This is a genomic window from Microbacterium sp. zg-Y625, from assembly GCF_030246925.1.
In the GTDB taxonomy this organism is placed as follows: domain Bacteria; phylum Actinomycetota; class Actinomycetes; order Actinomycetales; family Microbacteriaceae; genus Microbacterium; species Microbacterium jiangjiandongii.
The window spans coordinates 2,500,031-2,522,631 of the sequence record NZ_CP126740.1 but is presented as its reverse complement, the minus strand read 5'-3'; the positions used below and the strand labels follow the sequence as shown (position 1 = coordinate 2,522,631).

General features: G+C 69.5%; 25 protein-coding genes and 1 tRNA gene. 18 read left to right on the top strand and 8 right to left on the bottom strand.

Features of this window, described 5'->3' with window-relative positions; genetic code table 11:
- Nucleotides 1-41: 41 nt before the first annotated feature.
- Nucleotides 42-398: a DUF7882 family protein gene (locus QNO14_RS11730; protein ID WP_257494133.1), complete on the bottom strand. Its 357-nt coding sequence runs from the start codon at nucleotides 396-398 to the stop codon at nucleotides 42-44.
- 137 nt (nucleotides 399-535) lie between these two features.
- Here QNO14_RS11730 and QNO14_RS11725 point away from each other — a divergent pair, with 137 nt between their 5' ends.
- The 7 genes from QNO14_RS11725 to QNO14_RS11695 all read left to right on the top strand — a co-directional run bounded on the left by QNO14_RS11725 (nucleotide 536) and on the right by QNO14_RS11695 (nucleotide 5,336).
- On the top strand, nucleotides 536-697 hold the full coding sequence (locus QNO14_RS11725; protein WP_257505449.1) for a hypothetical protein: 162 nt from the start codon (nucleotides 536-538) through the stop codon (nucleotides 695-697).
- A gap of 50 nt (nucleotides 698-747) precedes the next feature.
- Entirely contained in the window at nucleotides 748-1,578 is an 831-nt protein-coding gene (locus QNO14_RS11720) for an aldo/keto reductase (RefSeq protein ID WP_257494135.1), read from the top strand.
- A gap of 75 nt (nucleotides 1,579-1,653) precedes the next feature.
- On the top strand, nucleotides 1,654-2,508 hold the full coding sequence (locus QNO14_RS11715) for a DUF2510 domain-containing protein (protein ID WP_257505448.1): 855 nt from the start codon (nucleotides 1,654-1,656) through the stop codon (nucleotides 2,506-2,508).
- Between the two features lie 2 nt (nucleotides 2,509-2,510).
- Nucleotides 2,511-3,308: a sulfite exporter TauE/SafE family protein gene (locus tag QNO14_RS11710; protein ID WP_257494137.1), complete on the top strand. Its 798-nt coding sequence runs from the start codon at nucleotides 2,511-2,513 to the stop codon at nucleotides 3,306-3,308.
- Nucleotides 3,309-3,347: 39 nt separating this feature from the next.
- Nucleotides 3,348-3,797, top strand: coding sequence for an FAS1-like dehydratase domain-containing protein (locus QNO14_RS11705; RefSeq protein ID WP_257505447.1), 450 nt, complete (start codon nucleotides 3,348-3,350; stop codon nucleotides 3,795-3,797).
- Nucleotides 3,794-4,195 (top strand): MaoC/PaaZ C-terminal domain-containing protein, encoded by a 402-nt coding sequence (locus QNO14_RS11700; RefSeq protein WP_257505445.1) that lies wholly within the window; start codon nucleotides 3,794-3,796, stop codon nucleotides 4,193-4,195. The genes QNO14_RS11705 and QNO14_RS11700 overlap by 4 nt, the downstream gene beginning before the upstream one ends.
- Before the next feature lies 1 nt (nucleotide 4,196).
- Complete coding sequence (locus QNO14_RS11695) at nucleotides 4,197-5,336, top strand: UDP-N-acetylmuramate dehydrogenase (protein ID WP_257505443.1); 1,140 nt, start codon at nucleotides 4,197-4,199, stop codon at nucleotides 5,334-5,336.
- Between the two features lie 263 nt (nucleotides 5,337-5,599).
- Here the strand turns inward: QNO14_RS11695 and QNO14_RS11690 are convergent, their stop codons facing one another.
- A complete protein-coding gene (locus tag QNO14_RS11690; protein WP_257505442.1) occupies nucleotides 5,600-6,799 on the bottom strand; it encodes a pyridoxal phosphate-dependent aminotransferase in 1,200 nt (399 codons plus the stop codon).
- 322 nt (nucleotides 6,800-7,121) lie between these two features.
- Between QNO14_RS11690 and QNO14_RS11685 the strand changes: the two genes are divergently transcribed.
- Complete coding sequence (locus QNO14_RS11685; protein WP_257505441.1) at nucleotides 7,122-8,048, top strand: ABC transporter ATP-binding protein; 927 nt, start codon at nucleotides 7,122-7,124, stop codon at nucleotides 8,046-8,048.
- Nucleotides 8,049-8,050: 2 nt separating this feature from the next.
- Nucleotides 8,051-8,854: an ABC transporter permease gene (locus tag QNO14_RS11680; RefSeq protein ID WP_257505465.1), complete on the top strand. Its 804-nt coding sequence runs from the start codon at nucleotides 8,051-8,053 to the stop codon at nucleotides 8,852-8,854.
- A gap of 24 nt (nucleotides 8,855-8,878) precedes the next feature.
- On the opposite strand, the gene QNO14_RS11675 is transcribed toward QNO14_RS11680, so the two are convergent.
- The 3 genes from QNO14_RS11675 to aceB form a co-directional block, all read right to left on the bottom strand.
- On the bottom strand, nucleotides 8,879-9,214 hold the full coding sequence (locus QNO14_RS11675) for a YciI family protein (RefSeq protein WP_257505440.1): 336 nt from the start codon (nucleotides 9,212-9,214) through the stop codon (nucleotides 8,879-8,881).
- Nucleotides 9,215-9,405: 191 nt separating this feature from the next.
- On the bottom strand, nucleotides 9,406-11,001 hold the full coding sequence (locus QNO14_RS11670) for an isocitrate lyase (protein WP_257505439.1): 1,596 nt from the start codon (nucleotides 10,999-11,001) through the stop codon (nucleotides 9,406-9,408).
- 32 nt (nucleotides 11,002-11,033) lie between these two features.
- The gene (gene aceB, locus QNO14_RS11665) at nucleotides 11,034-12,698 is read right to left on the bottom strand and encodes a malate synthase A (protein WP_374113930.1); all 1,665 of its coding nucleotides are present in this window, start codon (nucleotides 12,696-12,698) and stop codon (nucleotides 11,034-11,036) included.
- Nucleotides 12,699-12,903: 205 nt separating this feature from the next.
- Here aceB and QNO14_RS11660 point away from each other — a divergent pair, with 205 nt between their 5' ends.
- The 7 genes from QNO14_RS11660 to nusG all read left to right on the top strand — a co-directional run bounded on the left by QNO14_RS11660 (nucleotide 12,904) and on the right by nusG (nucleotide 19,503).
- On the top strand, nucleotides 12,904-14,382 hold the full coding sequence (locus QNO14_RS11660; RefSeq protein WP_374113929.1) for a helix-turn-helix domain-containing protein: 1,479 nt from the start codon (nucleotides 12,904-12,906) through the stop codon (nucleotides 14,380-14,382).
- Between the two features lie 56 nt (nucleotides 14,383-14,438).
- Nucleotides 14,439-15,797 (top strand): 4-aminobutyrate--2-oxoglutarate transaminase, encoded by a 1,359-nt coding sequence (gene gabT, locus QNO14_RS11655; RefSeq protein ID WP_257505438.1) that lies wholly within the window; start codon nucleotides 14,439-14,441, stop codon nucleotides 15,795-15,797.
- Nucleotides 15,798-15,920: 123 nt separating this feature from the next.
- Nucleotides 15,921-17,294: an NAD-dependent succinate-semialdehyde dehydrogenase gene (locus tag QNO14_RS11650; RefSeq protein ID WP_257505437.1), complete on the top strand. Its 1,374-nt coding sequence runs from the start codon at nucleotides 15,921-15,923 to the stop codon at nucleotides 17,292-17,294.
- Between the two features lie 40 nt (nucleotides 17,295-17,334).
- Nucleotides 17,335-17,772, top strand: a complete 438-nt coding sequence (locus QNO14_RS11645) for a pyridoxamine 5'-phosphate oxidase family protein (protein ID WP_257494150.1) — start codon at nucleotides 17,335-17,337, stop codon at nucleotides 17,770-17,772.
- A 175-nt stretch (nucleotides 17,773-17,947) separates the two neighbouring features.
- Nucleotides 17,948-18,020: transfer RNA gene (locus QNO14_RS11640), tRNA-Trp, on the top strand.
- A gap of 46 nt (nucleotides 18,021-18,066) precedes the next feature.
- A complete protein-coding gene (gene secE / locus QNO14_RS11635) occupies nucleotides 18,067-18,327 on the top strand; it encodes a preprotein translocase subunit SecE (RefSeq protein WP_257494151.1) in 261 nt (86 codons plus the stop codon).
- A 69-nt stretch (nucleotides 18,328-18,396) separates the two neighbouring features.
- A complete protein-coding gene (gene nusG, locus QNO14_RS11630) occupies nucleotides 18,397-19,503 on the top strand; it encodes a transcription termination/antitermination protein NusG (protein WP_257505436.1) in 1,107 nt (368 codons plus the stop codon).
- 57 nt (nucleotides 19,504-19,560) lie between these two features.
- Here nusG and QNO14_RS11625 read toward each other — a convergent pair whose 3' ends face one another.
- Complete coding sequence (locus QNO14_RS11625; RefSeq protein ID WP_257494153.1) at nucleotides 19,561-19,959, bottom strand: VOC family protein; 399 nt, start codon at nucleotides 19,957-19,959, stop codon at nucleotides 19,561-19,563.
- 235 nt (nucleotides 19,960-20,194) lie between these two features.
- Between QNO14_RS11625 and rplK the strand changes: the two genes are divergently transcribed.
- Nucleotides 20,195-20,626 carry a 50S ribosomal protein L11 gene (gene rplK / locus QNO14_RS11620; protein ID WP_257494154.1) on the top strand — a complete coding sequence of 144 codons (432 nt, stop codon included), beginning with the start codon at nucleotides 20,195-20,197 and terminating at the stop codon, nucleotides 20,624-20,626.
- 14 nt (nucleotides 20,627-20,640) lie between these two features.
- Entirely contained in the window at nucleotides 20,641-21,327 is a 687-nt protein-coding gene (gene rplA / locus QNO14_RS11615; RefSeq protein ID WP_257494155.1) for a 50S ribosomal protein L1, read from the top strand.
- A 217-nt stretch (nucleotides 21,328-21,544) separates the two neighbouring features.
- On the opposite strand, the gene QNO14_RS11610 is transcribed toward rplA, so the two are convergent.
- Together QNO14_RS11610 and QNO14_RS11605 are read right to left on the bottom strand one after the other, a co-directional pair.
- Nucleotides 21,545-21,820 carry an acylphosphatase gene (locus QNO14_RS11610; RefSeq protein WP_257505434.1) on the bottom strand — a complete coding sequence of 92 codons (276 nt, stop codon included), beginning with the start codon at nucleotides 21,818-21,820 and terminating at the stop codon, nucleotides 21,545-21,547.
- A gap of 41 nt (nucleotides 21,821-21,861) precedes the next feature.
- Nucleotides 21,862-22,539 carry a LysE/ArgO family amino acid transporter gene (locus QNO14_RS11605; RefSeq protein ID WP_257505433.1) on the bottom strand — a complete coding sequence of 226 codons (678 nt, stop codon included), beginning with the start codon at nucleotides 22,537-22,539 and terminating at the stop codon, nucleotides 21,862-21,864.
- Nucleotides 22,540-22,601: the final 62 nt, after the last annotated feature.

The following is a 22,601-nucleotide window of genomic DNA, read 5'->3' as shown; positions in this document are numbered from 1 at the left end:
GCCTCTTGGCGGCGCGCCCGGAGGCTGGGGCCGCCCGACTGTCACGTCAGCGAAGCGGACGACTGCTGGCCGTCGGCGACCACGTCGATCGTCTCAGTGTCGAAGTGCTCGGAGATCAGCATGATCCCACCGGACGAGTTGGCGCTGCTGGCCAACTCCTCGACCCAGTTGCGGCTCAGCTGCGCGGGCTCCGGGTCATCGAAGACGAACCGAAGCGGAATCGAGGGGTGGATCCAGACGGTGCTGCGCCCGCGGGGCTGGTCGTCGGGGTGCCGCCACGAGACGGTGAAGCTCTCGCCGCGGCGGAGCTTGGTCGCGATGACGACCTTCAGGTGGGCGAGCGCCCGATCCTCGATGTGCACGGGCGTTGATTCGCCACCGTAATAAAGCGTACCCAAGACGCCACTTCCTCAGTTCCGGCCAATACTGGCATTCGACCCGACCAGCGGGGAGCTGTTCGAGCTTACCCTTACGTCCCGCCGGACGCCTGCGCAACCTCTCGCTCGCATCGGCGTGTCCGGCTTACGGTGCCTGCATGGTGTTCCTCCTGGTGGGCGGTCCGCGAGACGGACAGCTCGTCGACGACCTCCCCCGCGGGTATGCCGCTACGCCCCTCGGGCGACGGAGCCCCGTCATGACACTCTTCGACGATCTCGTCGTGCACGAGGCGGTGTGGCAGGCGCCCCGGGCCCTGTGACCCTGACCCTTTTCGCCCGTGCCGTCGCCGACCGTGCCAGGGTGGAATGCATGACTGTTCCCACTCTCGCTCTCAACGACGGCCACAGCATCCCGCAGCTGGGCTTCGGCGTCTTCAAGGTCGACCCCGCCGAGACCGAGCGCATCGTCAGTGACGCGCTCGAGATCGGGTACCGCCACATCGACACCGCCGCCGTCTACGGAAACGAAGAGGGCGTCGGTCGGGCGATCGCGGCATCCGGCATCCCGCGCGACGAGCTGTTCGTCACGACGAAGCTGTGGAACGCCGACCAGGGGACCCAGTCGGCCTACGACGCGATGGACCTCAGCCTGCAGAAGCTCGGGCTGGACTTCGTCGACCTGTACCTCATCCACTGGCCGCGCCCTGATCTCGACCGCTACGTGGAGTCCTGGCGTGCGCTCGAACAGCTGCGCGAGCGGGGACTGACCCGGTCCATCGGCGTCTCCAACTTCCACCGGTCGCACATCGAGCGCGTCATCGCGGAATCCGACACCGTTCCGGCTGTCGACCAGATCGAGCTGCACCCCGCCTTCGCGCAGCGTGAGCTGCGTGCCTTCATCGAGCCGCTCGGCATCCGCACCGAGGCATGGGGTCCGCTCGGGCAGGGCAAGTACGACCTCTTCGGCGAGCAGGCGATCGTGGATGCCGCGACCGCTCACGGCGTGACCCCCGCCCAGGTGGTTCTCCGCTGGCACCTGCAGCAGGGGATCATCGTGTTCCCGAAGTCCAACTCGCGCGAGCGCATGGCCGAGAACTTCGACGTGTTCGGCTTCGAGCTCTCGGCGTCCGAGATGGCGGCGATCGACGGCCTCGACCGCGGACAGCGGGTCGGCGCCGACCCCGATCTGGCGCGGCACTGAGCGGCGGAGCATCGCTGCGGCGCCGGATAGGCTGACGGGCGCGGCGGCGGGCGCCGTAGAAGCGAGGGGAACGCCATGACCACGACGCCTCCCGGCTGGTACGACGACGGCAGCGGCACACAGCGGTGGTGGGACGGGTCCGCCTGGACGGAGCACGTGCAGCCCGCGCCGCAGGGGACGCCTGTGGCGACCGAGGCGGCTCCTGAGGCACCGGCCACGCCCTCTGCCGCTCAGGCGCTGGCCGACCTCGACCCCGCCGCTGCGGCGGCCGCAGGCATCGCGCCCGCCGGCACGACGCCCTCGACCCCCGGGTACCCTGCCACCGGCGCCACGGACGCGCCGGTGGGCGGCTACCCGGGCGGCTTCCCGGTGCCGCCGGCTGCCGGCGCGACCGGTGCCCCCGCCGAGTACCCGGGGTACGCGCCGCCGGCCGACCCGCCTGCCAGGTCGCGGCTGTGGATCGTCTTCGTCGTGGTGGGCGTGGTCGTCATCGGCCTCATCGTGCTCGCCGCGGTCTTCATCCCGCGGGTGATCGGTGCGCTCACCGCCGGCGGCGCGAGCAGCGGCGGCGACGCGGAGCGCGTGGCGGTCGAGGTCGTGGAGGCGTACGACGAAGCGTGGAGCGAGGCGGACTGCGAGCTGTACTTCCGCACCACGACCGAATCCTTCCGCGAGGCGCTCGACCTCACCGACTGCGCCGCCTTCGAGGCCGAGGCCGAGCGATTCGGCGCGGCCACCGACGAATACGAGATCCAGGTCGACTCCGTCGAACAGGCGGACGGGGTCATCACCGTGCATACGACGGAGAGCTTCCTCACCCTGACCGATGAGACCGGCGAGCCCCTGGCCGATCCGGAGCCTGTGGCATCCCCCTACGAGTACACCCTCGTGCGGGCGGACGGCGGCTGGGCGATCGACGACGTGTATTGACGATGACCGATTCCGCAGCGCCCGCTCGGCGCACCCCCCGCTTCATCCTCACCTGCCTCGGCGTCGGCCTCGCGGCCGGGCTGCTCTCGGGCCTCTTCGGCGTGGGCGGCGGCACGGTCATCGTGCCGCTGCTGGTGCTGCTGCTGCACTTCGACCAGCGGCTTGCGGCCGGCACGTCCCTGGCCGCGATCGTTCCGACGGCGACGGTGGGCGTCATCTCCTACGCGGTGAACGGCTCGGTCGCGTGGGTTCCCGCACTGATCCTCGCGGCGGCCGCGGTCGTGGGAGCCCAGCTGGGCTCCTGGCTGCTGGCGCGCGTGAACCAGAACGCCCTGCGCTGGGGTTTCGTCGCGTTCCTCGTCGCCGTCATCGTGTCGCTGTTCATCGTGGTGCCCTCGCGCGACGCCGAGCTGGTGCTGAATTGGGGCACCGGCCTGGGGCTCGTGGCGCTCGGCTTCATCACCGGCATCCTGGCCGGCCTTCTGGGCGTCGGCGGGGGAGTCGTGGTCGTGCCGGCGCTCATGGTGCTCTTCGGCACCAGCGACCTCGTCGCCAAGGGCACGTCGCTGCTGATGATGATCCCCACCGCGCTGTCGGGGACGATCGGCAACATCCGCCGTGGCAACGTCGACCTCGTCGCCGCAGCGCTCGTGGGCGTGGCCGCCTGCACGACGACGGCGCTCGGCGCCTGGATCGCGACCCTGCTGGACCCCTTCACCGCGAACATCCTGTTCACCGTCTTCCTCGCCTTCATCGCGGTTCAGATGGCGCTGCGGGCCCTTCGTTCGCGGCGGTCGTAGACAGCTGACGGTCGGCGGGGCTGTGGGAGGATGGAACGCGTGTCCGTGAATCCCGAGCTCGTCGGCCGAGTCCTCCCGCCGACCCCGCCGTACCTCGTGGGGCGCGAGAAGGTGCGCGAATTCGCCCGCGCCGTCTTCGCCACCGACCCGCAGCACACCGACCCGACCGCAGCTCAGGCGCTGGGATATGCCGACGTCGTGGCTCCGCCTACGTTCGCCATGGTGGTGCAGGACATCGCGCTGCAGCAGCTGCTCTCCCAGCCGGATTCGGGCATCGCGCTGGAGCGCACGATCCACGCCGAGCAGCGCTTCCGCTACTCGCGGCCGATCGTGGCCGGGGATCAGATCACGGCGACGCTGGCGGTGACGACGGTGCGCCCGTTCGGCAAGGGTGCGATGGTCACGAGCGAGACCGAGATGACGGATGCCGCCGGCGACCACGTCGTGACGGCCGTCTCGGTGCTGCTGGTGGGAGGGGAGGACGCATGAGCGAGCTCACCGTCGGAGACGTCGTCGCGCAGCGCACGGTGCACCTCACCCGTGAGTCGCTGGTGCGGTACGCCGGTGCATCCGGGGACTTCAATCCGATCCACTACCGCGACGACGTGGCCGCCCGTGTCGGACTGCCCGGTGTGCTGGCCCACGGCATGCTGACGATGGGCCTGGCCGTTGAGACCATCGTCCCGTGGCTCGGCGACTCCGGTCGCATCCTCGAGTACGGCGTGCGCTTCACGCGCCCCGTCGTCGTCGACGCCGAAGCGGGCGCCGACGTCGAGGTCGTCGCCACCGTGGGCGCGCTCGACGAGGAGACGCTTCGCATCGACCTCACCGTCTCCAGTGCGGCGACGACCGTGCTCGGCAAGGCCCAGGTGCGGGTGCGCCGCTGACATGCCGGAGATCACTCCCGCTCCTTCGCTGGCGCAGCTGACGACGCTGCGCGTCGGCGGCACCCCGCAGCGTCTCGTCGAGGCGCAGACGCGCGACGAGCTCGTCGACACGATGCGACGGATCTGGGCTGACGGCGAGCCGTGGCTCATCGTCGGCGGCGGCTCCAACCTGCTGGTGTCCGACCAGCCGTTCGACGGCACCGTCGTGCTGGTCCGAAGCCGCGGCATCGAGCGTCTGGGGTCACCCCGCGACGGGTTCGTGCGTCTGCGGGTGCAGGCCGGTCACGACTGGGACGAGCTGGTGGCGTACACCGTCACCGAGGGACTGGCCGGGATCGAGGCGATGTCCGGCATTCCCGGCACCGCGGGAGCGGCGCCCATCCAGAACGTCGGTGCCTACGGCCAGGAGATCGTGCAGACCCTCGTCGAGATCGAGCTGCTGGACGAGTCGACCGGCGAGGTCGAGACCGTTCCCGCCTCCCAGCTCGGCCTGGGCTTTCGTACGTCGGTGCTCAAGGACCACTACGGCACGGGACCCCAGCGGCGCGGGGTCATCGTCTCCCTGACGCTGGAGCTCGCCGACGTCGGGCACGGTGAGTTCCCGGTGCGCGGTGCTCAGCTGCGTCAGGCGCTGCGACTCGAGCCGGATACCACGGTGACGCTGGACTGGGTGCGTCAGACGGTGCTCGCCACGCGCCGGGCGAAGGGGATGGTGCTCGACGACGCCGACCCCGACACCTACAGCGCCGGCTCGTTCTTCCAGAACGCGGTCGTCTCGGCGAGCTTCGCCCGAACGCTCCCGCCGGAGTGCCCGCGATGGCCGATGACCCCCGACGCGTCGGCCATCACCGTCATCCCGCTCTCGCAATTCGACGGCAACGTGCCGGCGCCGGTGGCGCAGGAGTCGGAGGTCAAGGTGAGCGCGGCGTGGCTCATCGAGCATGCGGGGCTGCGCAAGGGCTTCCGGTTGCCGCGATCGCGCGCCGGGCTGTCGACGAAGCACGCCCTGGCGCTCACCAACCGCGGCTCGGCCACGGCCGCCGAGATCGCCGAGCTCGCCCGCTTCATCCAGCAGCGGGTGCAGTCCGATTTCGGTCTCATCCTGCAGCCCGAGCCGGTACTGGTGGGCGTCGAGCTCTAGCGGGCCTCGCCGGCGCTTCGCTGCGCGGGGCCTGCGCGGTGTCGCCGGTCGCGCGGCATCCGCTCGCGCGGCATCCGCTCGCCTGGCATCCGCTCGCGTGGCATCCGCTCGCGTGGCATCCGCTCGCGTGCCGTGCGCTCGCCTGTCGCGGATGGTCGTCCGGCGTGTCGGCAGCCGACGTTTTGCGACGGGTGAGCGGGTGGGTGCGGGCGGGGCGCGGGGCGCGGGCGCGCGGGCGGAGACGGTGCCGGATCCGACCCGGGTCAGGCGAAGAGGTCCTGCAGGCGCCGCACGCCCTCGAGCAGCTGGTCGTCGCCGAGTGCGTACGACAGGCGAAGGTATCCGGAGGGGCCGAAGGCCTCGCCCGGCACCACGGCCACCTCGGCCTGGTCGAGGATGAGGTCGGCGAGCTCCAGCGACGTGGTGGGCGTGACGCCGCCCCACGTGCGGCCGAGAAGACCGGTGACGTCCGGGTACACGTAGAACGCGCCCAGCGGGTTCGGCACAGTGACACCCTCGATCTTCGACAGCTCTTCGACGATGAGGCGGCGGCGGCGGTCGAACGCCTGGCGCATCTCCTCGACCTCCTCCTGCGGACCGGTCAGGGCCGCGAGAGCTGCGCGCTGGGCGATGTTGTTGACGTTCGAGGTGAGGTGCGACTGCAGGTTTCCGGCGAGCTTGATGGCGTCGGCGGGGCCGACCATCCAGCCCACGCGCCAGCCGGTCATCGCATAGGTCTTCGCGACGCCGTTGACCAGGAGGGTCTGACCCGCGAGCTCCGGCACGGCCTCGACGATCGACACGGCGCGCGCGCCCTCGTAGACGAGGTTCTGGTAGATCTCGTCGGTGATCACCCAGATGCCGTGCTCGAGCGCCCATTCGCCGATCGCCTGCGTCTCCTCGGCGGTGTAGACCGAGCCGGTCGGGTTGGACGGGGAGACGAAGACGAGCACCGTCGTCTTGTCGGTGCGGGCCGCCTCGAGCTGCTCGACGGTGACCTTGTACTCCTGGTCGGCTCCGGCGAACACCTCGACGGGGATGCCGTCTGCCAGGGCGATCGCCTCGGGGTACGTGGTCCAGTACGGCGCCGGCAGCAGCACCTCGTCGCCCGGGTTCACGACCGTCTGGAACGCCTGGTAGACGGCGTGCTTGCCGCCGTTGGTCACGATCACCTGAGAGGGCGAGACCTCGAGCCCCGAGTCGCGCAGCGTCTTGGCGACGATCGCGTCGCGCAGCACGGGGAGCCCCACGGCGGGGGTGTAGCGGTAGTTCGCCGGGTCGCGCAGCGCCTCGGCGGCGGCGTCGACGATGAACTGCGGGGTGGCGAAGTCGGGCTCGCCTGCCGCATACGAGATGACGGGGCGACCGGCCGCCTGCAGCGACTTCGCCTTGGCATCCACCTTCAGGGTCGCGGACTCGGCGATGGCGGAGAGCTTGCGGGAGAGGGGAGCGCGTTCAGTCACGCTACGAGCGTAGCCGCAGGCGCTTGCGGGCGATGCCCCCGTGCCTTGTCGACGGCGGATGCCGCGCGTGCGGGGGCGCGGGGTGGCATCCTCGCCGCAGGTTCGGGGATCGGCGGTTCTTCGGAACGGATGCCGCATCTGGCTCCGATTCGGCGTCGATCTCCGAGGAAACGGCGGGGCGGATGCCGCCGCTGCCGGACGCGAACGCGAGCGCGACCCCGACACGCATCCCGGTCACCGCACAGGCAATCGACAGCCAGTCGACAGGTGCTCGATCGGGCGGACACTGGGTAATGCGGCCCGCAGGCCCCAAGCTGGTCACATGGACAGTGATGCCGTACGGGTGCGGAACCTGCGCAAGACGTACGGCGGCGCCGCCGTGGTAGACGACGTGAGTTTCGAGATCGCCCGGGGCGAAACATTCGCGCTGCTCGGTCCGAACGGCGCCGGCAAATCCACCACGGTCGAGATCCTCGAGGGGTATCGGCGTCGGACCGGCGGTGACGTCTCGGTGCTGGGCGCCGATCCCGGCACGGCCAGCCTGGAGTGGAAGGCGCGGATCGGCATCGTGCTGCAGTCCGCCGGCCAGGCCGGTGTCTACACGGTGCGCGAGCAGCTGCGTCAGTTCGCCCTGTACTACCCGCGGCCGCGCGACGTCGACGAGGTGATCGCCGCGGTCGGCCTCGAGCAGCAGGCGGGCACGCGCATCGCGAAGCTGTCGGGCGGCCAGCAGCGCCGCGTCGACGTCGCGCTGGGGATCATCGGCCGCCCGGAGCTGCTGTTCCTCGACGAACCGACGACAGGCTTCGACCCGCAGGCGCGGCGGGAGTTCTGGGAGCTCATCCGGCGGCTGCAGTCCGAGGGGACCACGATCCTGCTCACCACCCATTACCTCGACGAGGCCGCCCAGCTCGCTGACCGGGTCGCGGTCATCACGCGCGGTCGGCTGCAGGCGATCGGCCCCGTGGCCACGTTCGGGGGCGAGGAGGCCCGCACTCCCCGGGTCGTATGGCGCGAGGCGGGCGTGGTCCGCGAGGAGCGCACCGCCACGCCCTGGGAGTTCACAGCGGCGCTCGCCGCACGGCTGGGGGGTGAGCCGGAAGGGCTGGAGATCCGCCGGCCCGCACTCGAGGAGATCTACCTCGGCATGGTCGACGAGTCGGAGCCCGAGCCGGAGCCCGATCCCGAGGCCGCGCCGGACCGAGGAATCGTGGGCGCGGCCGTGATCGACGAGGAGGTCGGCCGGTGAGCATGATCACGCTCGGCGCGCACCGTGCTGCCTACGAGGTGCGCGGCTACTTCCGCTCCGGCGACACCCTGTTCTTCACGTTCCTCTTTCCGGTGTTCATGCTGGCCCTGTTCAGCACGATCTTCGACGACCAGGGCGGCATCAGCGGGGGACCGGGGATGCCCCCGCTGTCGGCCGCAGAGCTGTACCTGCCCGCCATGCTCGCGGCGGGGCTGCTGCTGTCGGGATTTCAGAACCTCGCCGTGGACATCGCGATGGAACGCTCCGACGGCACCCTCAAGCGCCTCGGCGGCACCCCGCTGTCGCCGGTGAGCTATTTCGCGGGCAAGATCGGGCAGGTGCTCACGACCGGCGTGCTGCAGGCGACGATCCTGATCGCCGTCGCGGCGGTCGTGTTCGGGGTGCCGCTGCCGGACACCCTCGAAGCCTGGGGGACCTTCGCGTGGGTGTTCCTCTTGGGTCTCGTGGCATCCGCGCTGCTCGGAATCGCCGTGTCGGCGCTGCCGCGGTCGGGGCGCAGCGCCACGGCCGTCGTGGTGCCCATCGCCCTCGTGCTGCAGTTCGTTTCGGGCGTCTACATCTTCTTCTGGCAGCTGCCGGACTGGCTGCAGTACGCCGCGAGCGCCTTCCCGCTCGTGTGGATGGCGCGCGGCATGCGCGCGGCCTTCCTCCCCGACGAGTACGCCGCGCTCGAGCCCGGCGACGGGTGGGAGCTCGGCTGGGTGGCCATAGCGCTGGGGATCTGGCTGCTGGTGGGGCTCATCCTCAGCCGGGCGACCTTCCGGTGGATCCGCCGCGACGCGTGAGCGCGGCGGAGCCACCGGTCGCGATCAGAGATCCAGCGGCCAGGCGGGGTGCAGCTGGATGACCCCGGCGGTGGCCATCGGATGCCGCGACGCGAGCTCGACCGCTTCGTCGAGCGTCTCGCACTCCAGCACGTCGAAGCCGCCGATGAGCTCGTAGGCCTCGGCGAACGGACCGTCGCTGACGATCACCTCGCGCCGCCGCCGCCGGATGGTCTTGGCCTCAGACGCCGGACGCAGCCGGTCGCCTTCGACGGCGCGGTCGCTGCCGTAGGCCTCGTCGACCCAGTCCTCGATCGAGACGGGCGGGTCCTCGGGTGAATCGAGATCGGGGTCGGTGAGCACCAGCATGAGGTATCGCATCGGATTGCCTTTCGTTGGGGTGACGTTACGACAGCACGTCGCACCGGCGGCAGCCCGGATCGACATTCGGGTACAGGAGAAATCCCCGGAACAGGGCATTCCTGGTGGAAACGTCCTGTTCCGGGGATTCTCCCTGTGCCGGGGAGGTGCCCGAGTGGGGTGGATGCCGCGGCATCCGCCCGTTCGGGCGCTCAGCTGAACTGGTTCATCGTGTTGTGCTGGCCGCCGGCCTTGAGCGCCGCGGCACCGGCGAAGTACTCCTTGTGGTTGTCGCCGATGTCGCTTCCCGCCATGTTCTGGTGCTTCACCGTCGCGATGCCCTCGCGGATCTCGCGGCGCTGCACGCCCCTCACATAGGCGAGCATGCCCTCGTCGCCGAAGTACCCCTTCGCCAGGTCATCGGTGGACAGGGCGGCCGTGTGGTAGGTCGGCAGCGTGATGAGGTGGTGGAAGATGCCGGCCCGCGCGGAGCCGTCGCGCTGGAACGTGCGGATCTTCTCATCGGCCAGCCGGCCGAGCTCCGTGTCGTCGTACGCGACGTTCATCAGGTCGCCGCGGTCGTAGGCCGAGACGTCCCCGCCCTGCTCGGCGAGCAGGTCGTAGGCCTGCTGGCGGAAGCTGAGCGTCCAGTTGAACGACGGGCTGTTGTTGTAGACGAGTTTCGCGTCGGGGATCTCTTCGCGGATGGCGTCGACCATGGCGGCGATCTGCTCCACATGCGGCTTCTCGGTCTCGATCCAGAGCAGGTCGGCACCGTTGCGCAGCGACGTGATGCAGTCGAGCACGACCCGCTCCTCACCGGTCCCGGGGCGGAACTGGTAGAGGTTGCTCGCGAGCCGCTTGGGCCGCAGCAGGTTGCCGTCGCGCTTGATGACGACGTCGCCGTTGCCGAGGTCGCTCTCGGAGATCTCCTCGGCATCGAGGAACGAGTTGTACTGGTCGCCCAGGTCGCCCGGCTCCTGCGTGACCGCGAGCTTCTGCGTGAGCCCTGCGCCGAGCGAGTCGGTGCGCGCGACGATGATGCCGTTGTCGATGCCCAGCTCGAGGAACGCGTAGCGCACCGCGTTGAGCTTGGCGACGAAGTCCTCGTGGGGAACGGTGACCTTGCCGTCCTGGTGGCCGCACTGCTTCTCGTCCGACACCTGGTTCTCGATCTGGATGGCGCAGGCGCCCGCCTCGATCATCTTCTTGGACAGCAGGTACGTCGCCTCGGGGTTGCCGAAGCCGGCGTCGATGTCGGCGATGATCGGCACGACGTGGGTCTCGTAGCCGTCGATCTGCGCCTGGATGAACTCGGCCGCCGTCTCGTCGCCGGCCAGGCGGGCCCGATCGAGCTGGGTGAAGAGCAGATCGAGCTCGCGGGCGTCGGCCTGGCGGAGGAACGTGTAGAGCTCCTCGATGAGGGCCGGCACAGAGGTCTTCTCGTGCATCGACTGATCGGGGAGCGGCCCGAACTCCGAGCGGAGAGCTGCGACCATCCACCCCGAGAGGTAGAGGTAGCGCTTGTTCGTGGTCTTGAGGTGCTTCTTGATCGAGATGAGCTTCTGCTGCCCGATGAATCCGTGCCAGACGCCGAGCGACTGGGTGTAGACCGAAGAGTCGGCGTCGTATTCGGCCATGTCGCGGCGCATGATGTCGGCGGTGTACTGGGCGATCTCGAGTCCGGTCTTGAAGCGGTTCTGCGCACGCATGCGGGCGACGGACTCGGGGTTGATGGCATCCCAGGCGGAGCCGTGCTCCGCCTTGAGTGCCCGGATGGCTTCGATGTCGTCCTGGTAGGTGGTCATTTCTGTTCCCTTCATTGGGCTGACGGTGGGGACTACTCGGATTCGATGAGGAAGCGCGAGTACGCCGAGAGGGTGAGGAAGGCCGGGAAATGGACGCCCAGTGCGACGTCGCGGAAGACCTCCGCGGCGTCGTCGAACCGGTCACCGGGGCGCCGCTGCACCTCGCCGAGCATCTCGGCGATGAGCGCCTCGATGTAGTCGCGGGTGATGCGGTCTCCCTCGGCCGTGGAGAGGTCCTGGTGGATCCATTGCCACACCTGTGAGCGGGAGATCTCCGCCGTGGCGGCATCCTCCATCAGGTTGTCGATCGCGACCGCGCCCAGGCCCCGCAGCCACGCCTCGATGTAGCGGATCGCGACCGACACGTTGTCGCGCACGCCCTGGGCGGTGATGGGACGCCCGATGCGCACGTCGATCAGGTCGGCCGGCGTGACGCTCACCTCGGGACGCTGCCGGTCCACCTGATTCGGCCGCTCGCCCAGCACCGCATCGAACTCGGCGCGGGCGACGGGGATGAGGTCGGGGTGCGCGACCCACGTGCCGTCGAAGCCGTCGCCGGCCTCGCGCTTCTTGTCGGCGGCGACCTTCTCGAAGGCGCGCTGCGTCACCTCGGGGTCCCGCCGGTTCGGGATGAAGGCGCTCATGCCGCCGATCGCGAAGGCGCCGCGCTTGTGGCAGGTCTTCACGAGCAGTTCGGTGTAGGCCCGCATGAACGGCACCGTCATCGTCACCTCGCTGCGGTCGGGCAGCACGAACCGGGAGCCGCGGCCGCGGTAGTTCTTGATGATCGAGAAGATGTAGTCCCAGCGGCCGGCGTTTAGGCCCGCGCAGTGGTGGCGCAGCTCATAGAGGATCTCCTCCATCTCGAACGCCGCCGGCAGGGTCTCGATGAGCACCGTCGCGCGGATGGTGCCGTGCGGGATGCCGATGTACTGCTCGCTGAAGGTGAAGACGTCGTCCCACAGCTTCGCCTCCTCGCTCGATTCGAGCTTGGCGATGTAGAAGTACGGGCCGCGTCCGTTCGCGATGAGCTGCGCGGCGTTGTGGAAGAAGTACAGGCCGAAGTCGACCAGGGAGCCGGATGCCGCCATCTCGCGGCCGAAGCGGTCGGTGAAGCGGATGTGGTGCTCGGTGAGGTGCCAGCCGCGCGGGCGCATCACGATCGTGGGCGTCTCTGCGGCGGTGACCTCGTAGCGCTTGCCCTCGGGACTCGTGTGCGACAGCTCGCCGCGGATCGCGTCGCGCAGGCTCAGCTGCCCTTCGATGACGTTCTTCCAGGTGGGGCTCGTTGCGTCCTCCTGGTCGGCGAGCCATACCTTGGCGCCGGAGTTCAGCGCGTTGATCGTCATCTTGGGGTCGGTGGGGCCGGTGATCTCCACGCGGCGGTCCTCGAGGCCCGGGCCGGCGCCGGCGACCTGCCAGGACTCGTCCTCGCGGATGTGCCGGGTGTCGTCGCGGAACTGCGGGTCGTGGCCGTTGCCGATCTCGAAGCGCCGCCGCAGGCGGTCGGCGAGCCGGTCGTGCCGACGCGCGCCGAAGCGGTGGTGCAGTTCGGTGAGGAACGCGAGGGCGTCGGGCGTGAGGATCTCGTCGTAGCGGGGCCCGAGGCGGCCGGCGACGTCGATCGTCGGCTCGGAGGTCTGGATGGCGATGGGGCCGGTGCGCGTGCGCATCGGGGTGGCGGTTGCAGGTGTCATGTCCCTGTTCTCCTGTGAGCGAGTGCGGGTGAGCGTTCCGGGGTGCGTCACCCGGCGTGTGGGCCGGTGCGGCAACCCGTGATCCGCGGTTCGGATCCCTGGGCGGTGCGTGGTGTGTCCACTATCCGGTGAAGTTGCGGGTCGCCGACGACCGGAATCGGTGTGAACTTTCCCGATAGTTCTGCGTTCGTGACAGAATCGCGGCATGACCACACGGTTCGCGGGAGCAACGTCGACGGTGACGGCGGACGATCAAGAGGTGGACCCACTCACGATGGGCCGGCGCATCCGGCAGCTGCGCACGGCACGGGGGATGACCCTCGACGAACTCGCCGGCGCGGTCGACCGCGCGCCGAGCCAGCTGTCGATGATCGAGAACGGCAGGCGCGAGCCGAAGCTGACCCTGCTGCGGGCGATCGCGCGGGCGCTGGGGACGACGCTGGACGCGCTGCTCGAGAGCGAGCCGCTGGATGAGCGCTCGACCCTGGAGATCCAGATGGAGCGGGCGATGCGGGGGCAGACGTTCCAGGCGCTCGGGATCGAGCCCTTCCGCGTCGGCAAGACGATGCCCACCGAGGCGCTCAAGGCCATGCTCGCGCTGCAGGGGGAGATCGAGCGGCTGCGCGACGAGCGCTCGGCGACGCCGGAAGAGGCTCGCCGCGCGAACGTGGCGCTGCGGCGCCTGATGCGCACGCAGAACAACTACTTTCCCGACCTGGAGCAGCACGCGCGGGATCTGCTGGACGCCGTGGGGCATCCGGGCGGCCCGCTGACGCAGCGCACGGCATCCGACATCGCCGCGCACCTCGGCTTCACGCTGCACTACGTGCCCGACCTGCCGCAGACCACGCGCAGCGTCGCGGACATCAAGAACGGCCGTCTGTACCTGTCGAGTCGGGGGAGGGCGCAGACCGATCCTCGCACCGCGGTGCTGCAGGCGCTGTCGAGCCGCATCCTCGGGCATTCCGAGCCGCACAGCTACGCGGAGTTCCTGCGCCAGCGGGTGGAGACGAACTACCTCACCGGAGCGCTGCTCATTCCCGAGGGGCACGTGGTGCCGGCGCTGACCGACGCCAAGGCGCGCCGTGCGCTGTCGATCGAGGACCTGCGTGACACGTACTCGGTGTCGTACGAGACCGCCGCCCACCGTTTCACCAACCTGGCGACGGTGCATCTCGGCATCCGCGTGCACTTCTTGAAGGTGCACGAGTCCGGGACGATCACGAAGGCGTATGAGAACGACGACGTGAACTTCCCCACCGACCGGCTGGGGTCCATCGAAGGCCAGATGTGCTGCCGCAAGTGGACGAGCCGGGTCGTGTTCGACGTCGACGACCACTTCAACCCCTACTACCAGTACACCGACACCGGCAACGGCACCTACTGGTGCACGGCCCGCGTGGAGGGATCGAGCGAGGGCGCGCACTCCGTGAGCGTGGGGGTGCGCTTCGACGACACGAAGTGGTTCCTCGGGAGGGACACCCCGAACCGGGGTGTGTCGAAGCACTCCGTGGAGGTGTGCTGCCGGCGCGCGCCGGTCGAGCTCGAATCGGCGTGGCGCGAGCACTCCTGGCCGAACGTGCGGACCCCCCGGACGCTCCTGGCGACGCTGCCGACGGGCTCGTTCCCGGGTGTGGACTCGACCGAGGTGTACGAGTTCCTCGAGGCCCACGCTCCGCGCTGAGCCCGCCGCAGCCCGCGGGGACGACGGCGTCCGCGTCCGGCGCTACGCTCGCGCACATGACACTCACCGACCCGGGCCCGACGACGCCGACGGGCGGACCCGGCCTGCCCCAGCGGCGGCACCTGGTCACCGCCCTTCCCGGACCCCGTTCCCAGCAGATCCTCGCGCGTAAGGTCGCCGCCGTGCCCCAGGGCGTGGGCCACACCGTGCCCGTGGCCGCGGTGGCGGCCGGCGGTGGGGTGGTCGTCGATGCCGACGGCAACTCCCTCATCGACCTCGGCTCGGGCATTGCCGTCACCACGGTCGGTGCGTCGCACCCGAAGGTGGTCGAAGCGATACAGGCCCAGGCCGCGCAGTTCACGCACACCTGCTTCATGATCTCGCCGTACGAGTCCTACATCGCCGTCGCCGAGGCGCTGAACCGCCTGACCCCGGGCGACCACGACAAGAAGAGCGCGCTGTTCAACTCCGGCGCCGAGGCCGTCGAGAACGCCGTGAAGATCGCCCGCAAGTACACCGGCAAACAGGCCGTCGTGGCATTCGACCACGGCTATCACGGGCGCACCAACCTCACGATGGCACTGACGGCGAAGTCGATGCCCTACAAGAGCGGCTTCGGGCCGTTCGCCCCCGAGGTCTACCGCGTCCCCGGGTCGTATCCGTTGCGCGACGCACTCTCCGGCCCGGATGCCGCCGCTCGCGCGATCACCCTCATCGACAAGCAGGTGGGCGCCGACAACCTGGCGGCCGTCATCATCGAGCCCATCCAGGGGGAGGGCGGGTTCATCGTCCCGGCCGACGGTTTCCTTCCCGCCATCGCGGACTGGTGCCGCGCCAACGGCGTCGTCTTCATCGCCGACGAGGTGCAGTCCGGCTTCGCCCGCACCGGCGCCATGTTCGCCAGCGAACTGTTCGGGATCGTGCCCGACCTCGTCACGACGGCGAAGGGCATTGCAGCCGGGATGCCGCTGGCCGCCGTGACCGGCCGGGCGGAGATCATGGATGCCGCCCACCTCGGCGGCCTCGGCGGCACGTACGGCGGCAACCCCGTCGCGTGCGCCGCAGCGCTCGCCGCGATCGACGCCTTCGAGAACGATGGCCTGATCGAGCGGGCCCAGCACCTCGAGCGGCTGCTGCGCGGCCGGCTGGAGCCGCTCGCCGCCGCCGACCCGCGCATCGGTGAGGTGCGTGGCCGCGGGGCGATGATGGCGATGGAGTTCGTCGATCCCGACACCGGTGCGCCCGACGCGGCGCTGACGGCCGCCGTGGCCAAGGCGGCGCTCGCCGAAGGGGTCATCCTGCTCACCTGCGGCACCCACGGCAACGTCATCCGCTTCCTGCCGCCCCTGTCGATCCCCGACGACCTGCTGCACGAGGGCCTGGACGTCGTGGCATCCGCCCTGGCTTCGCGCTGAGACATCCCGGCACCCGGCATGCCGACGGGACACCGCGCGTGCGTGCGTGGCGACCCTCGAGGACGGCATGATGGGCCTCACCCACACGCTGATCCCCGCTGCGGGCGGGGGAACGGAGCATCCATGAGCACGTATGCGGTCGTGAACCCCGCCACCGGGGAAACCCTCGCCACCTATCCCACCGCCACCGACATCGAGGTCGAGGAGGCCCTCGTCGCCGCAGACGAGGCCGCGCGCGGCTGGCTGCGCGAGTCATCGGTCGAGGAGCGGGCACGGCTGCTGCGCCGGGTTGCCGAACTGCACCGTGAGCGGCGCGACGCACTGGCGGAAATCATCGTGCGGGAGATGGGCAAGCCCCTCACCGCTGCCCTCGGCGAGGTCGACTTCGCGGCCGACATCACCGAGTACTACGCCGACAACATCGGCAGGATCACCGCCGACACCCCGCTGGAGATCCTGGGCGAGGGCACCGCCGTCATCCGCCGGTCACCCCTGGGCGTGCTGCTGGGGATCATGCCGTGGAACTTCCCGTACTACCAGGTGGCTCGCTTCGCCGCTCCGAACATCGCCATCGGCAACGCCATCCTGCTCAAGCACGCCCCGCAGTGCCCGCAGTCGGCCGAGGCCATCGCCGGCATCTACTCCGACGCGGGGTTCCCGCCCGGCGTCTACACGGACCTGCGCCTCACCAACGAGCAGGCTGCGCAGGTGATCGCCGACCCCCGTGTGCAGGGGGTGTCCGTCACCGGTTCCGAGCGCGCCGGGGCAGCGGTCGCGGAGGTCGCGGGCCGCCATCTCAAGAAGGCCGTGCTGGAGCTCGGCGGCTCCGACCCGTTCCTGCTGCTGTCCAGCGACGACCTGGACCAGGCGGTGCAGGCGGCCGTCGAGGCGAGACTCGACAACGTGGGGCAGTCCTGCAACGGGGCGAAGCGCTTTCTGGTCGTCGATGACCTCTACGACGCATTCCTGGAGAAGTTCGCCGCAGCGATGTCGGCGGCGACCGTGGGCGACCCCTTCGCCGAAGAGACCGTGCTCGGGCCGCTGTCGTCGGTGAGTGCGGCAGAGCGTCTGGCGGAGCAGGTCGACCGTGCCGTGGCCCAGGGTGCGACGCTCGTCACGGGCGGCACCCGCGACGGCGCGTTCTACCCCGGTACCGTGCTGACCGGGGTGACGCGCGACATGGACGCCTACCGTGAGGAGTTCTTCGGGCCTGTGGGGGTCGTCTACCGGGTGGCCGACGAGGACGAGGCGGTCAAGGTCGCCAACGACACCGGTTTCGGCCTGGGCTCCTACGTCTTCACCACCGACCCTGAGCAGGCGGAGCGCGTGGCGGATCGCATCGACGCCGGGATGGTCTACGTCAACGTCGTGCTGGCGGATTCGCCGGAGCTCCCGTTCGGGGGAGTCAAGCGCAGCGGCACGGGACGGGAGCTCGGGCTGCTCGCGGCCGATGAATTCGTCAACAAGAAGCTGATCCGGGTCGCGCCGACCGCTTGAGCCTCTGGCATCCGCCCGTCGTCGGGGGTTGGATGGAGGTATGGATCAGTTGCAGGAGTTCGTCGACGCCCTGTCGGACGGGGAGTGCTGGGAGAGGCTCGCCGGGCAGAAGCTCGGACGCCTCGTCACGCATGTGAAGGATGTGCTGGACATCTTTCCGGTCAACTTCGTCGTCGACGACGGCACCATCGTCTTCCGCACCGCGCCGGGCAGCAAGCTCTTCGAGCTGACCGTCAACGACGAAGTGCTCTTCGAAGCGGACGACCACGACGACGATGACGCGTGGAGCGTCGTGGTGCGCGGGCACGCCCGCGTGCTCGATACGAGCGAAGAGGTGCACGCGGCCGACGCGCTGCCGCTTCATCCGTGGATTCCGACGCTCAAGTACCACTACGTGCGGATCGAGCCCGTCGCGGTCTCGGGGCGGGCCTTCGCCCGCAAACCCGAGCCGGACCGTTACGGAATCGCCGAGTACTGACCGGCGCGGGCCCGGGTCGCGCGGCCTGCCGGTCGGCGGGATTCGCCGGGCGCAGAGGGCATGCCGTACACTGGGGTGTGCAGTCGAAATCTGCATTCTTTCGCCGTGCCCGGGAGCGGAATTCCGTCCTTGTCACAGCCGGAGTGCGATTTCATCCTGAGGCCCCCGGGCCTTTAGGGCGGTAGCTCAATTGGCAGAGCAGCGGTCTCCAAAACCGCAGGTTGCAGGTTCGATTCCTGTCCGCCCTGCGCGTCAGCACACGCTGGCACACCAGGTCACACACAGGTGGGGTTGATGGTCCAGGACGAGTCGAAGGGCGAGGTCGTCGCCAACGACGCGCCGCGTGAGAAGAAGCCGAACTTCTTCCAGCGCATCGCCATCTTCATCCGTCAGGTCTTTGCGGAACTCCGCAAGGTCGTGACCCCCACCCGCCAGGAACTCCTGAAGTTCACGGGAGTCGTGCTCGGCTTCGTCGTCGTGATGATGGCGATCGTCTACGGTCTCGACTGGGTGTTCACCTGGTTGGCGCAGATCGTCTTCGGCGTCCCGCTCTGAGCGCACACGCCGGATCCACTCCGGTGACCCGGGACATGGCGCCGGATCCAAGAACGGAAGAGGACCCAAGTGTCTGAAAAGTATGTCGACGACGCCGATTGGGCGACCGCTGCCGAGCAGTCCAGTGAGGACGACGAAGCCCAGGAGGGCAACGTGCTCGCTGAAGAGGAGCGCGCGTCCGAGCCGGCCGAGCGTGCCGCCGTGCACATCGTCGAGGACGGTGACGGGCAGCAGGATGAGACTTCCGACCTGGACGGTGTCGAGGTCGACGACCCCGAGGCCGACGCCATCGTGAACGACGCTCTGGAGATCGACGAGGCCGCCGAGGCCGAGGCCGCCGCAGAGGTGCTCAACGACTCGCTCGCCGAAGAGCAGGCCGAGCGCGTCGCCGAGCAGGCCGATGAGGTCACCCCGTACGACGGTCCCGATGTCAACGGCGAGCCCGACGCTCCCGCCGAGGACGTGGACTTCCTCGCGGACTTCGCCGCGGCCGGTCGCGTCGTCGACGACGCGGAGGCGGCGGAAGAGTCCGGCGAAGAGGACGAGGACGCCGAAGAGGACCCCTACGAGGCGTTCCGCGCCGAGCTGCGCAGCCTTCCGGGCAAGTGGTACGTCATCCACTCCTACGCCGGCTTTGAGCGCAAGGTGAAGGCCAACATCGAGCAGCGCAAGTCGACGCTCGAGGTCGAAGAGGACATCTACCAGGTCGAGGTCCCCATGGAGGACGTCGTCGAGATCAAGAACGGTCAGCGCAAGATGGTCACGCGCGTCCGGATCCCCGGCTACGTGCTCGTGCGCATGGAGCTGAACGAGGACACCTGGTCGGTCGTGCGTCACACGCCCGGCGTCACCGGCTTCGTCGGCAACGCCCACAACCCGACGCCGCTGCGCTTCGAAGAGGCCTTCAACATGCTGAAGTCCCTCGTCGAGGTCAAGGAGGTCGCCTCTGCCAAGGGCGGCGCTGCCAAGGGCTCGGCCACGCAGGCGCGCAGCATCCCCGCCGAGGTCGACTTCGAGGTGGGCGAGACGATCACGATCAAGGAAGGCTCGTTCGCCGGTCTTCCCGGTTCGATCAGCGAGATCAAGCCCGAGAGCGGCAAGCTCACGGTGCTCGTCTCCCTGTTCGAGCGCGAGACCCCCGTCGAGCTGTCCTTCGACCAGGTCACCAAGCTCTGACCGCTCCCGGTCACGACGAACGCCCCGCAGCCCATCGGCCGCGGGGCGTTCTCGCGTTCACGGGGCGTGCTTGCCCGCCCAGTGCGGGCTGTGGATGAGGCCGATGAGGTTGCCGAAGGGGTCGGCGATGGTCGCTGACCACCAGCCCTCGCCACGCTGTGTCACCGGCTCGAAGGTGGTTGCGCCGAGCTCGAGCAGGCGATCGACACTGTCGTGGATGTCGTCGACGTGCATGCTGACGACGGCGCCGCCGGGCGCAGGCTGCACCGGCCGGAAGGCGGCATCCATCAGGGCGAGCTCGTCTTCGTCGTCACCGAATCGCCACTCCGCGTACTGAGGCGGCCCCTGTTCGGGGCGGGTGAAGTACGGCGGGGAGCCGAGAACGGTGGAGTACCAGTCGATGGCGGCATCCATGTCGTCGGAGACGAGATTGAGATTGGCCAGTCCGCGGAACATGAGTCCTCCTCGGGGATGATGTGGACCCATGGTCCCGCCGACCGGGGACACTGTCGACGGCGGCGCCGGGGTCGATGCGCGGGGAGGGCGCGGGGATCGGGTAAGATTGTGGAGTTTGCACGTGCGTTCAGCGCGCGGGCAGACCAACCGCCGTCCGGAACCGCCGGACACGCGGGAGATGGACGCGGTCCCGAGCCTGGCGACGGACCGGTCCTTCGAAGAGAGGAAGCTACACATGGCACCCAAGAAGAAGGTGACCGGCCTGATCAAGCTCCAGATCAAGGCCGGCGCCGCGAACCCCGCGCCGCCGATCGGTCCGGCGCTCGGTCAGCACGGCGTCAACATCATGGAGTTCTGCAAGGCGTACAACGCCGCGACCGAGTCGCAGCGCGGCAACGTCATCCCCGTGGAGATCACGGTCTACGAAGACCGCAGCTTCACGTTCGTCCTGAAGACGCCCCCGGCCGCGGAGCTCATCAAGAAGGCCGCCGGTGTGGCCAAGGGATCGCAGACCCCGCACACCACCAAGGTGGGCAAGCTCACCAAGGAGCAGGTGCGTCAGATCGCCGAGACCAAGCAGCCCGACCTGAACGCGAACGACATCGAGGCCGCCTCGAAGATCATCGCCGGCACCGCCCGTTCCATGGGCATCACGGTTGAGGACTGAGGGGGATAACGAACATGGCTAAGTCCAAGGTTTACAACGCAGCGGCCGAGAAGATCGAGCCCGGCAAGTTCTATTCGTCCACCGAGGCCGTTCAGCTGGCCAAGGAGACCGGGTCGAAGAAGTTCGACTCGACCGTCGAGGTCGCGCTCAAGCTCGCCGTCGACCCGCGCAAGGCGGACCAGATGGTCCGTGGCACGGTCATCCTGCCCCACGGCACGGGCAAGACCGCCCGCGTCATCGTGTTCGCAACGGGCCCGGCGGCCGAGGCCGCCATCGCCGCAGGTGCGGACGAGGTCGGCGGTGCCGAGCTCATCGAGAAAGTCGCCGGTGGCTGGACCAACTTCGACGCAGCGGTCTCCACGCCCGAGCTCATGGGCCAGGTCGGTCGCCTCGGTAAGGTGCTGGGTCCCCGCGGCCTCATGCCGAACCCGAAGACCGGCACCGTGACCCCCAACCCGGCCAAGGCCGTGGAGGAGATCAAGGGCGGAAAGATCGAGTTCCGTGTCGACAAGCACGCCAACGTGCACTTCGTCGTCGGCAAGGCGTCGTTCTCGGCCGAGCAGCTGGACGAGAACTTCAAGGCCGCGCTCGAAGAGATCGTGCGTCTGAAGCCGTCGAGCTCGAAGGGCCGTTACATCCAGAAGGGTGCGGTGTCGACCACGTTCGGCCCCGGCATCCCGCTGGACGTCAACGTCTTCTGAGCCCACCCGCTCACACGCAGGGACCTCGCCTTCGGGCGGGGTCCCTGCGTCGTTTCCGGGCCGTCTGCCGGGCGAGGTGCTCACGAGAGGGTGCTCGCCTGTCGCGAATGGTCGCTGCAGGCGCCGGGAAAGCGTGGTCCGCGCCAGGTGAGGGGTGTGTGGGAGTGGCGGCAGGAGCGGGAATGGGAGTGGCGGGGACAGTGGAGCGGGACGCTGGTCAAGCGGTCGGCAGGACGTCGAACCCCGCGGAGCGCCGGGGGTCGCGTTCGGTCACTGCTGCGGCATCTACCCGAGAGCCCGGAGGGCCCTCGGCCATCCACGCGAGCACGGCGTCCACCTGCTCCGCGGTGCCCTCGATCTCGGCCTCGACCGTGCCGTCGCGGCGGTTGCGCACCCATCCGGACGTCCCGGCATCCGTGGCCACCATGCGCAGCGTGTACCGGTAGCCGACGCCCTGCACTTCGCCGCGGACGATCACGTGCACCCGTCTCATCGCTCCATCGTGCCCCGCGCGGCGTCGGGGCGCGACCTCCATCAGTGCGGCAGGACGAGGCTGACCGCGAGCGCAGCCATCACCACGGCGATGAGCCCGTCGAGCACCCGCCAGGCGCGTGGCGTCGAGAGCCATCGCCCGAGGTACCTCGCCCCGTAGGCAAGGGAGAAGAACCACGTCACGCTCGCGGTCATGGCGCCGAACGCGAACACCCAGCGCAGGTCGCCGTGGGTGCTGGCGATGCTGCCGAGCAGGAAGACCGTGTCGAGGTAGACGTGCGGGTTCAGCCAGGTGAGCGCCAGGCAGGTGAGCAGCACCGGCGCGAGCCGGGGCCGCGTCACGGTCGCGTGGGACGGAGCGGATGCCGCCTCGTCGCGGGTCGACGCCGGGTCCGTCGCGCCGGCGGCGTCGGCCGCGCCGGCGAAAGTCGCACCGGTGGGTCGCCACGCGCGACGGGCGGCGAGCAGGGCGTAGGCGAGCAGGAACGCCGCGCCCGCCCAGCGGACGACATCGACGAGCCACGGCACCGCCTGCAGCGCAGCGCCCAGGCCCGCCACCCCCACGGCGATGAGCGCGGCATCCGATGCGGCGCACACGATCGCGACCGCCGCGACGTGCTCGCGCCGTACCCCTTGACGCAGCACGAAGAGGTTCTGCGCGCCGATCGCGACGATTAGGGACAGACCGAGAGCGAAGCCGGCGGCGAGAGAGGAGAGCACCCTTCGACGCTACGTCCACCGGCTGGATCAGTACAGCTCAAGATCTTTCACGCCCATTAGCA

Bases quoted from the DNA above. Each gene is read 5' to 3' on its own strand.
- QNO14_RS11725 (WP_257505449.1), top strand. From the start codon at position 536: ATGGTGTTCCTCCTGGTGGGCGGTCCGCGAGACGGACAGCTCGTCGAC.
- QNO14_RS11720 (WP_257494135.1), top strand. From the start codon at position 748: ATGACTGTTCCCACTCTCGCTCTCAACGACGGCCACAGCATCCCGCAG.
- QNO14_RS11715 (WP_257505448.1), top strand. From the start codon at position 1,654: ATGACCACGACGCCTCCCGGCTGGTACGACGACGGCAGCGGCACACAG.
- QNO14_RS11710 (WP_257494137.1), top strand. From the start codon at position 2,511: ATGACCGATTCCGCAGCGCCCGCTCGGCGCACCCCCCGCTTCATCCTC.
- QNO14_RS11700 (WP_257505445.1), top strand. From the start codon at position 3,794: ATGAGCGAGCTCACCGTCGGAGACGTCGTCGCGCAGCGCACGGTGCAC.
- QNO14_RS11695 (WP_257505443.1), top strand. From the start codon at position 4,197: ATGCCGGAGATCACTCCCGCTCCTTCGCTGGCGCAGCTGACGACGCTG.
- QNO14_RS11685 (WP_257505441.1), top strand. From the start codon at position 7,122: ATGGACAGTGATGCCGTACGGGTGCGGAACCTGCGCAAGACGTACGGC.
- QNO14_RS11680 (WP_257505465.1), top strand. From the start codon at position 8,051: ATGATCACGCTCGGCGCGCACCGTGCTGCCTACGAGGTGCGCGGCTAC.
- QNO14_RS11675 (WP_257505440.1), bottom strand. From the start codon at position 9,214: ATGCGATACCTCATGCTGGTGCTCACCGACCCCGATCTCGATTCACCC.
- QNO14_RS11670 (WP_257505439.1), bottom strand. From the start codon at position 11,001: ATGACCACCTACCAGGACGACATCGAAGCCATCCGGGCACTCAAGGCG.
- aceB (WP_374113930.1), bottom strand. From the start codon at position 12,698: ATGACACCTGCAACCGCCACCCCGATGCGCACGCGCACCGGCCCCATC.
- QNO14_RS11660 (WP_374113929.1), top strand. From the start codon at position 12,904: ATGACCACACGGTTCGCGGGAGCAACGTCGACGGTGACGGCGGACGAT.
- gabT (WP_257505438.1), top strand. From the start codon at position 14,439: ATGACACTCACCGACCCGGGCCCGACGACGCCGACGGGCGGACCCGGC.
- QNO14_RS11650 (WP_257505437.1), top strand. From the start codon at position 15,921: ATGAGCACGTATGCGGTCGTGAACCCCGCCACCGGGGAAACCCTCGCC.
- QNO14_RS11645 (WP_257494150.1), top strand. From the start codon at position 17,335: ATGGATCAGTTGCAGGAGTTCGTCGACGCCCTGTCGGACGGGGAGTGC.
- secE (WP_257494151.1), top strand. From the start codon at position 18,067: ATGGTCCAGGACGAGTCGAAGGGCGAGGTCGTCGCCAACGACGCGCCG.
- QNO14_RS11625 (WP_257494153.1), bottom strand. From the start codon at position 19,959: ATGTTCCGCGGACTGGCCAATCTCAATCTCGTCTCCGACGACATGGAT.
- rplK (WP_257494154.1), top strand. From the start codon at position 20,195: ATGGCACCCAAGAAGAAGGTGACCGGCCTGATCAAGCTCCAGATCAAG.
- rplA (WP_257494155.1), top strand. From the start codon at position 20,641: ATGGCTAAGTCCAAGGTTTACAACGCAGCGGCCGAGAAGATCGAGCCC.
- QNO14_RS11610 (WP_257505434.1), bottom strand. From the start codon at position 21,820: ATGAGACGGGTGCACGTGATCGTCCGCGGCGAAGTGCAGGGCGTCGGC.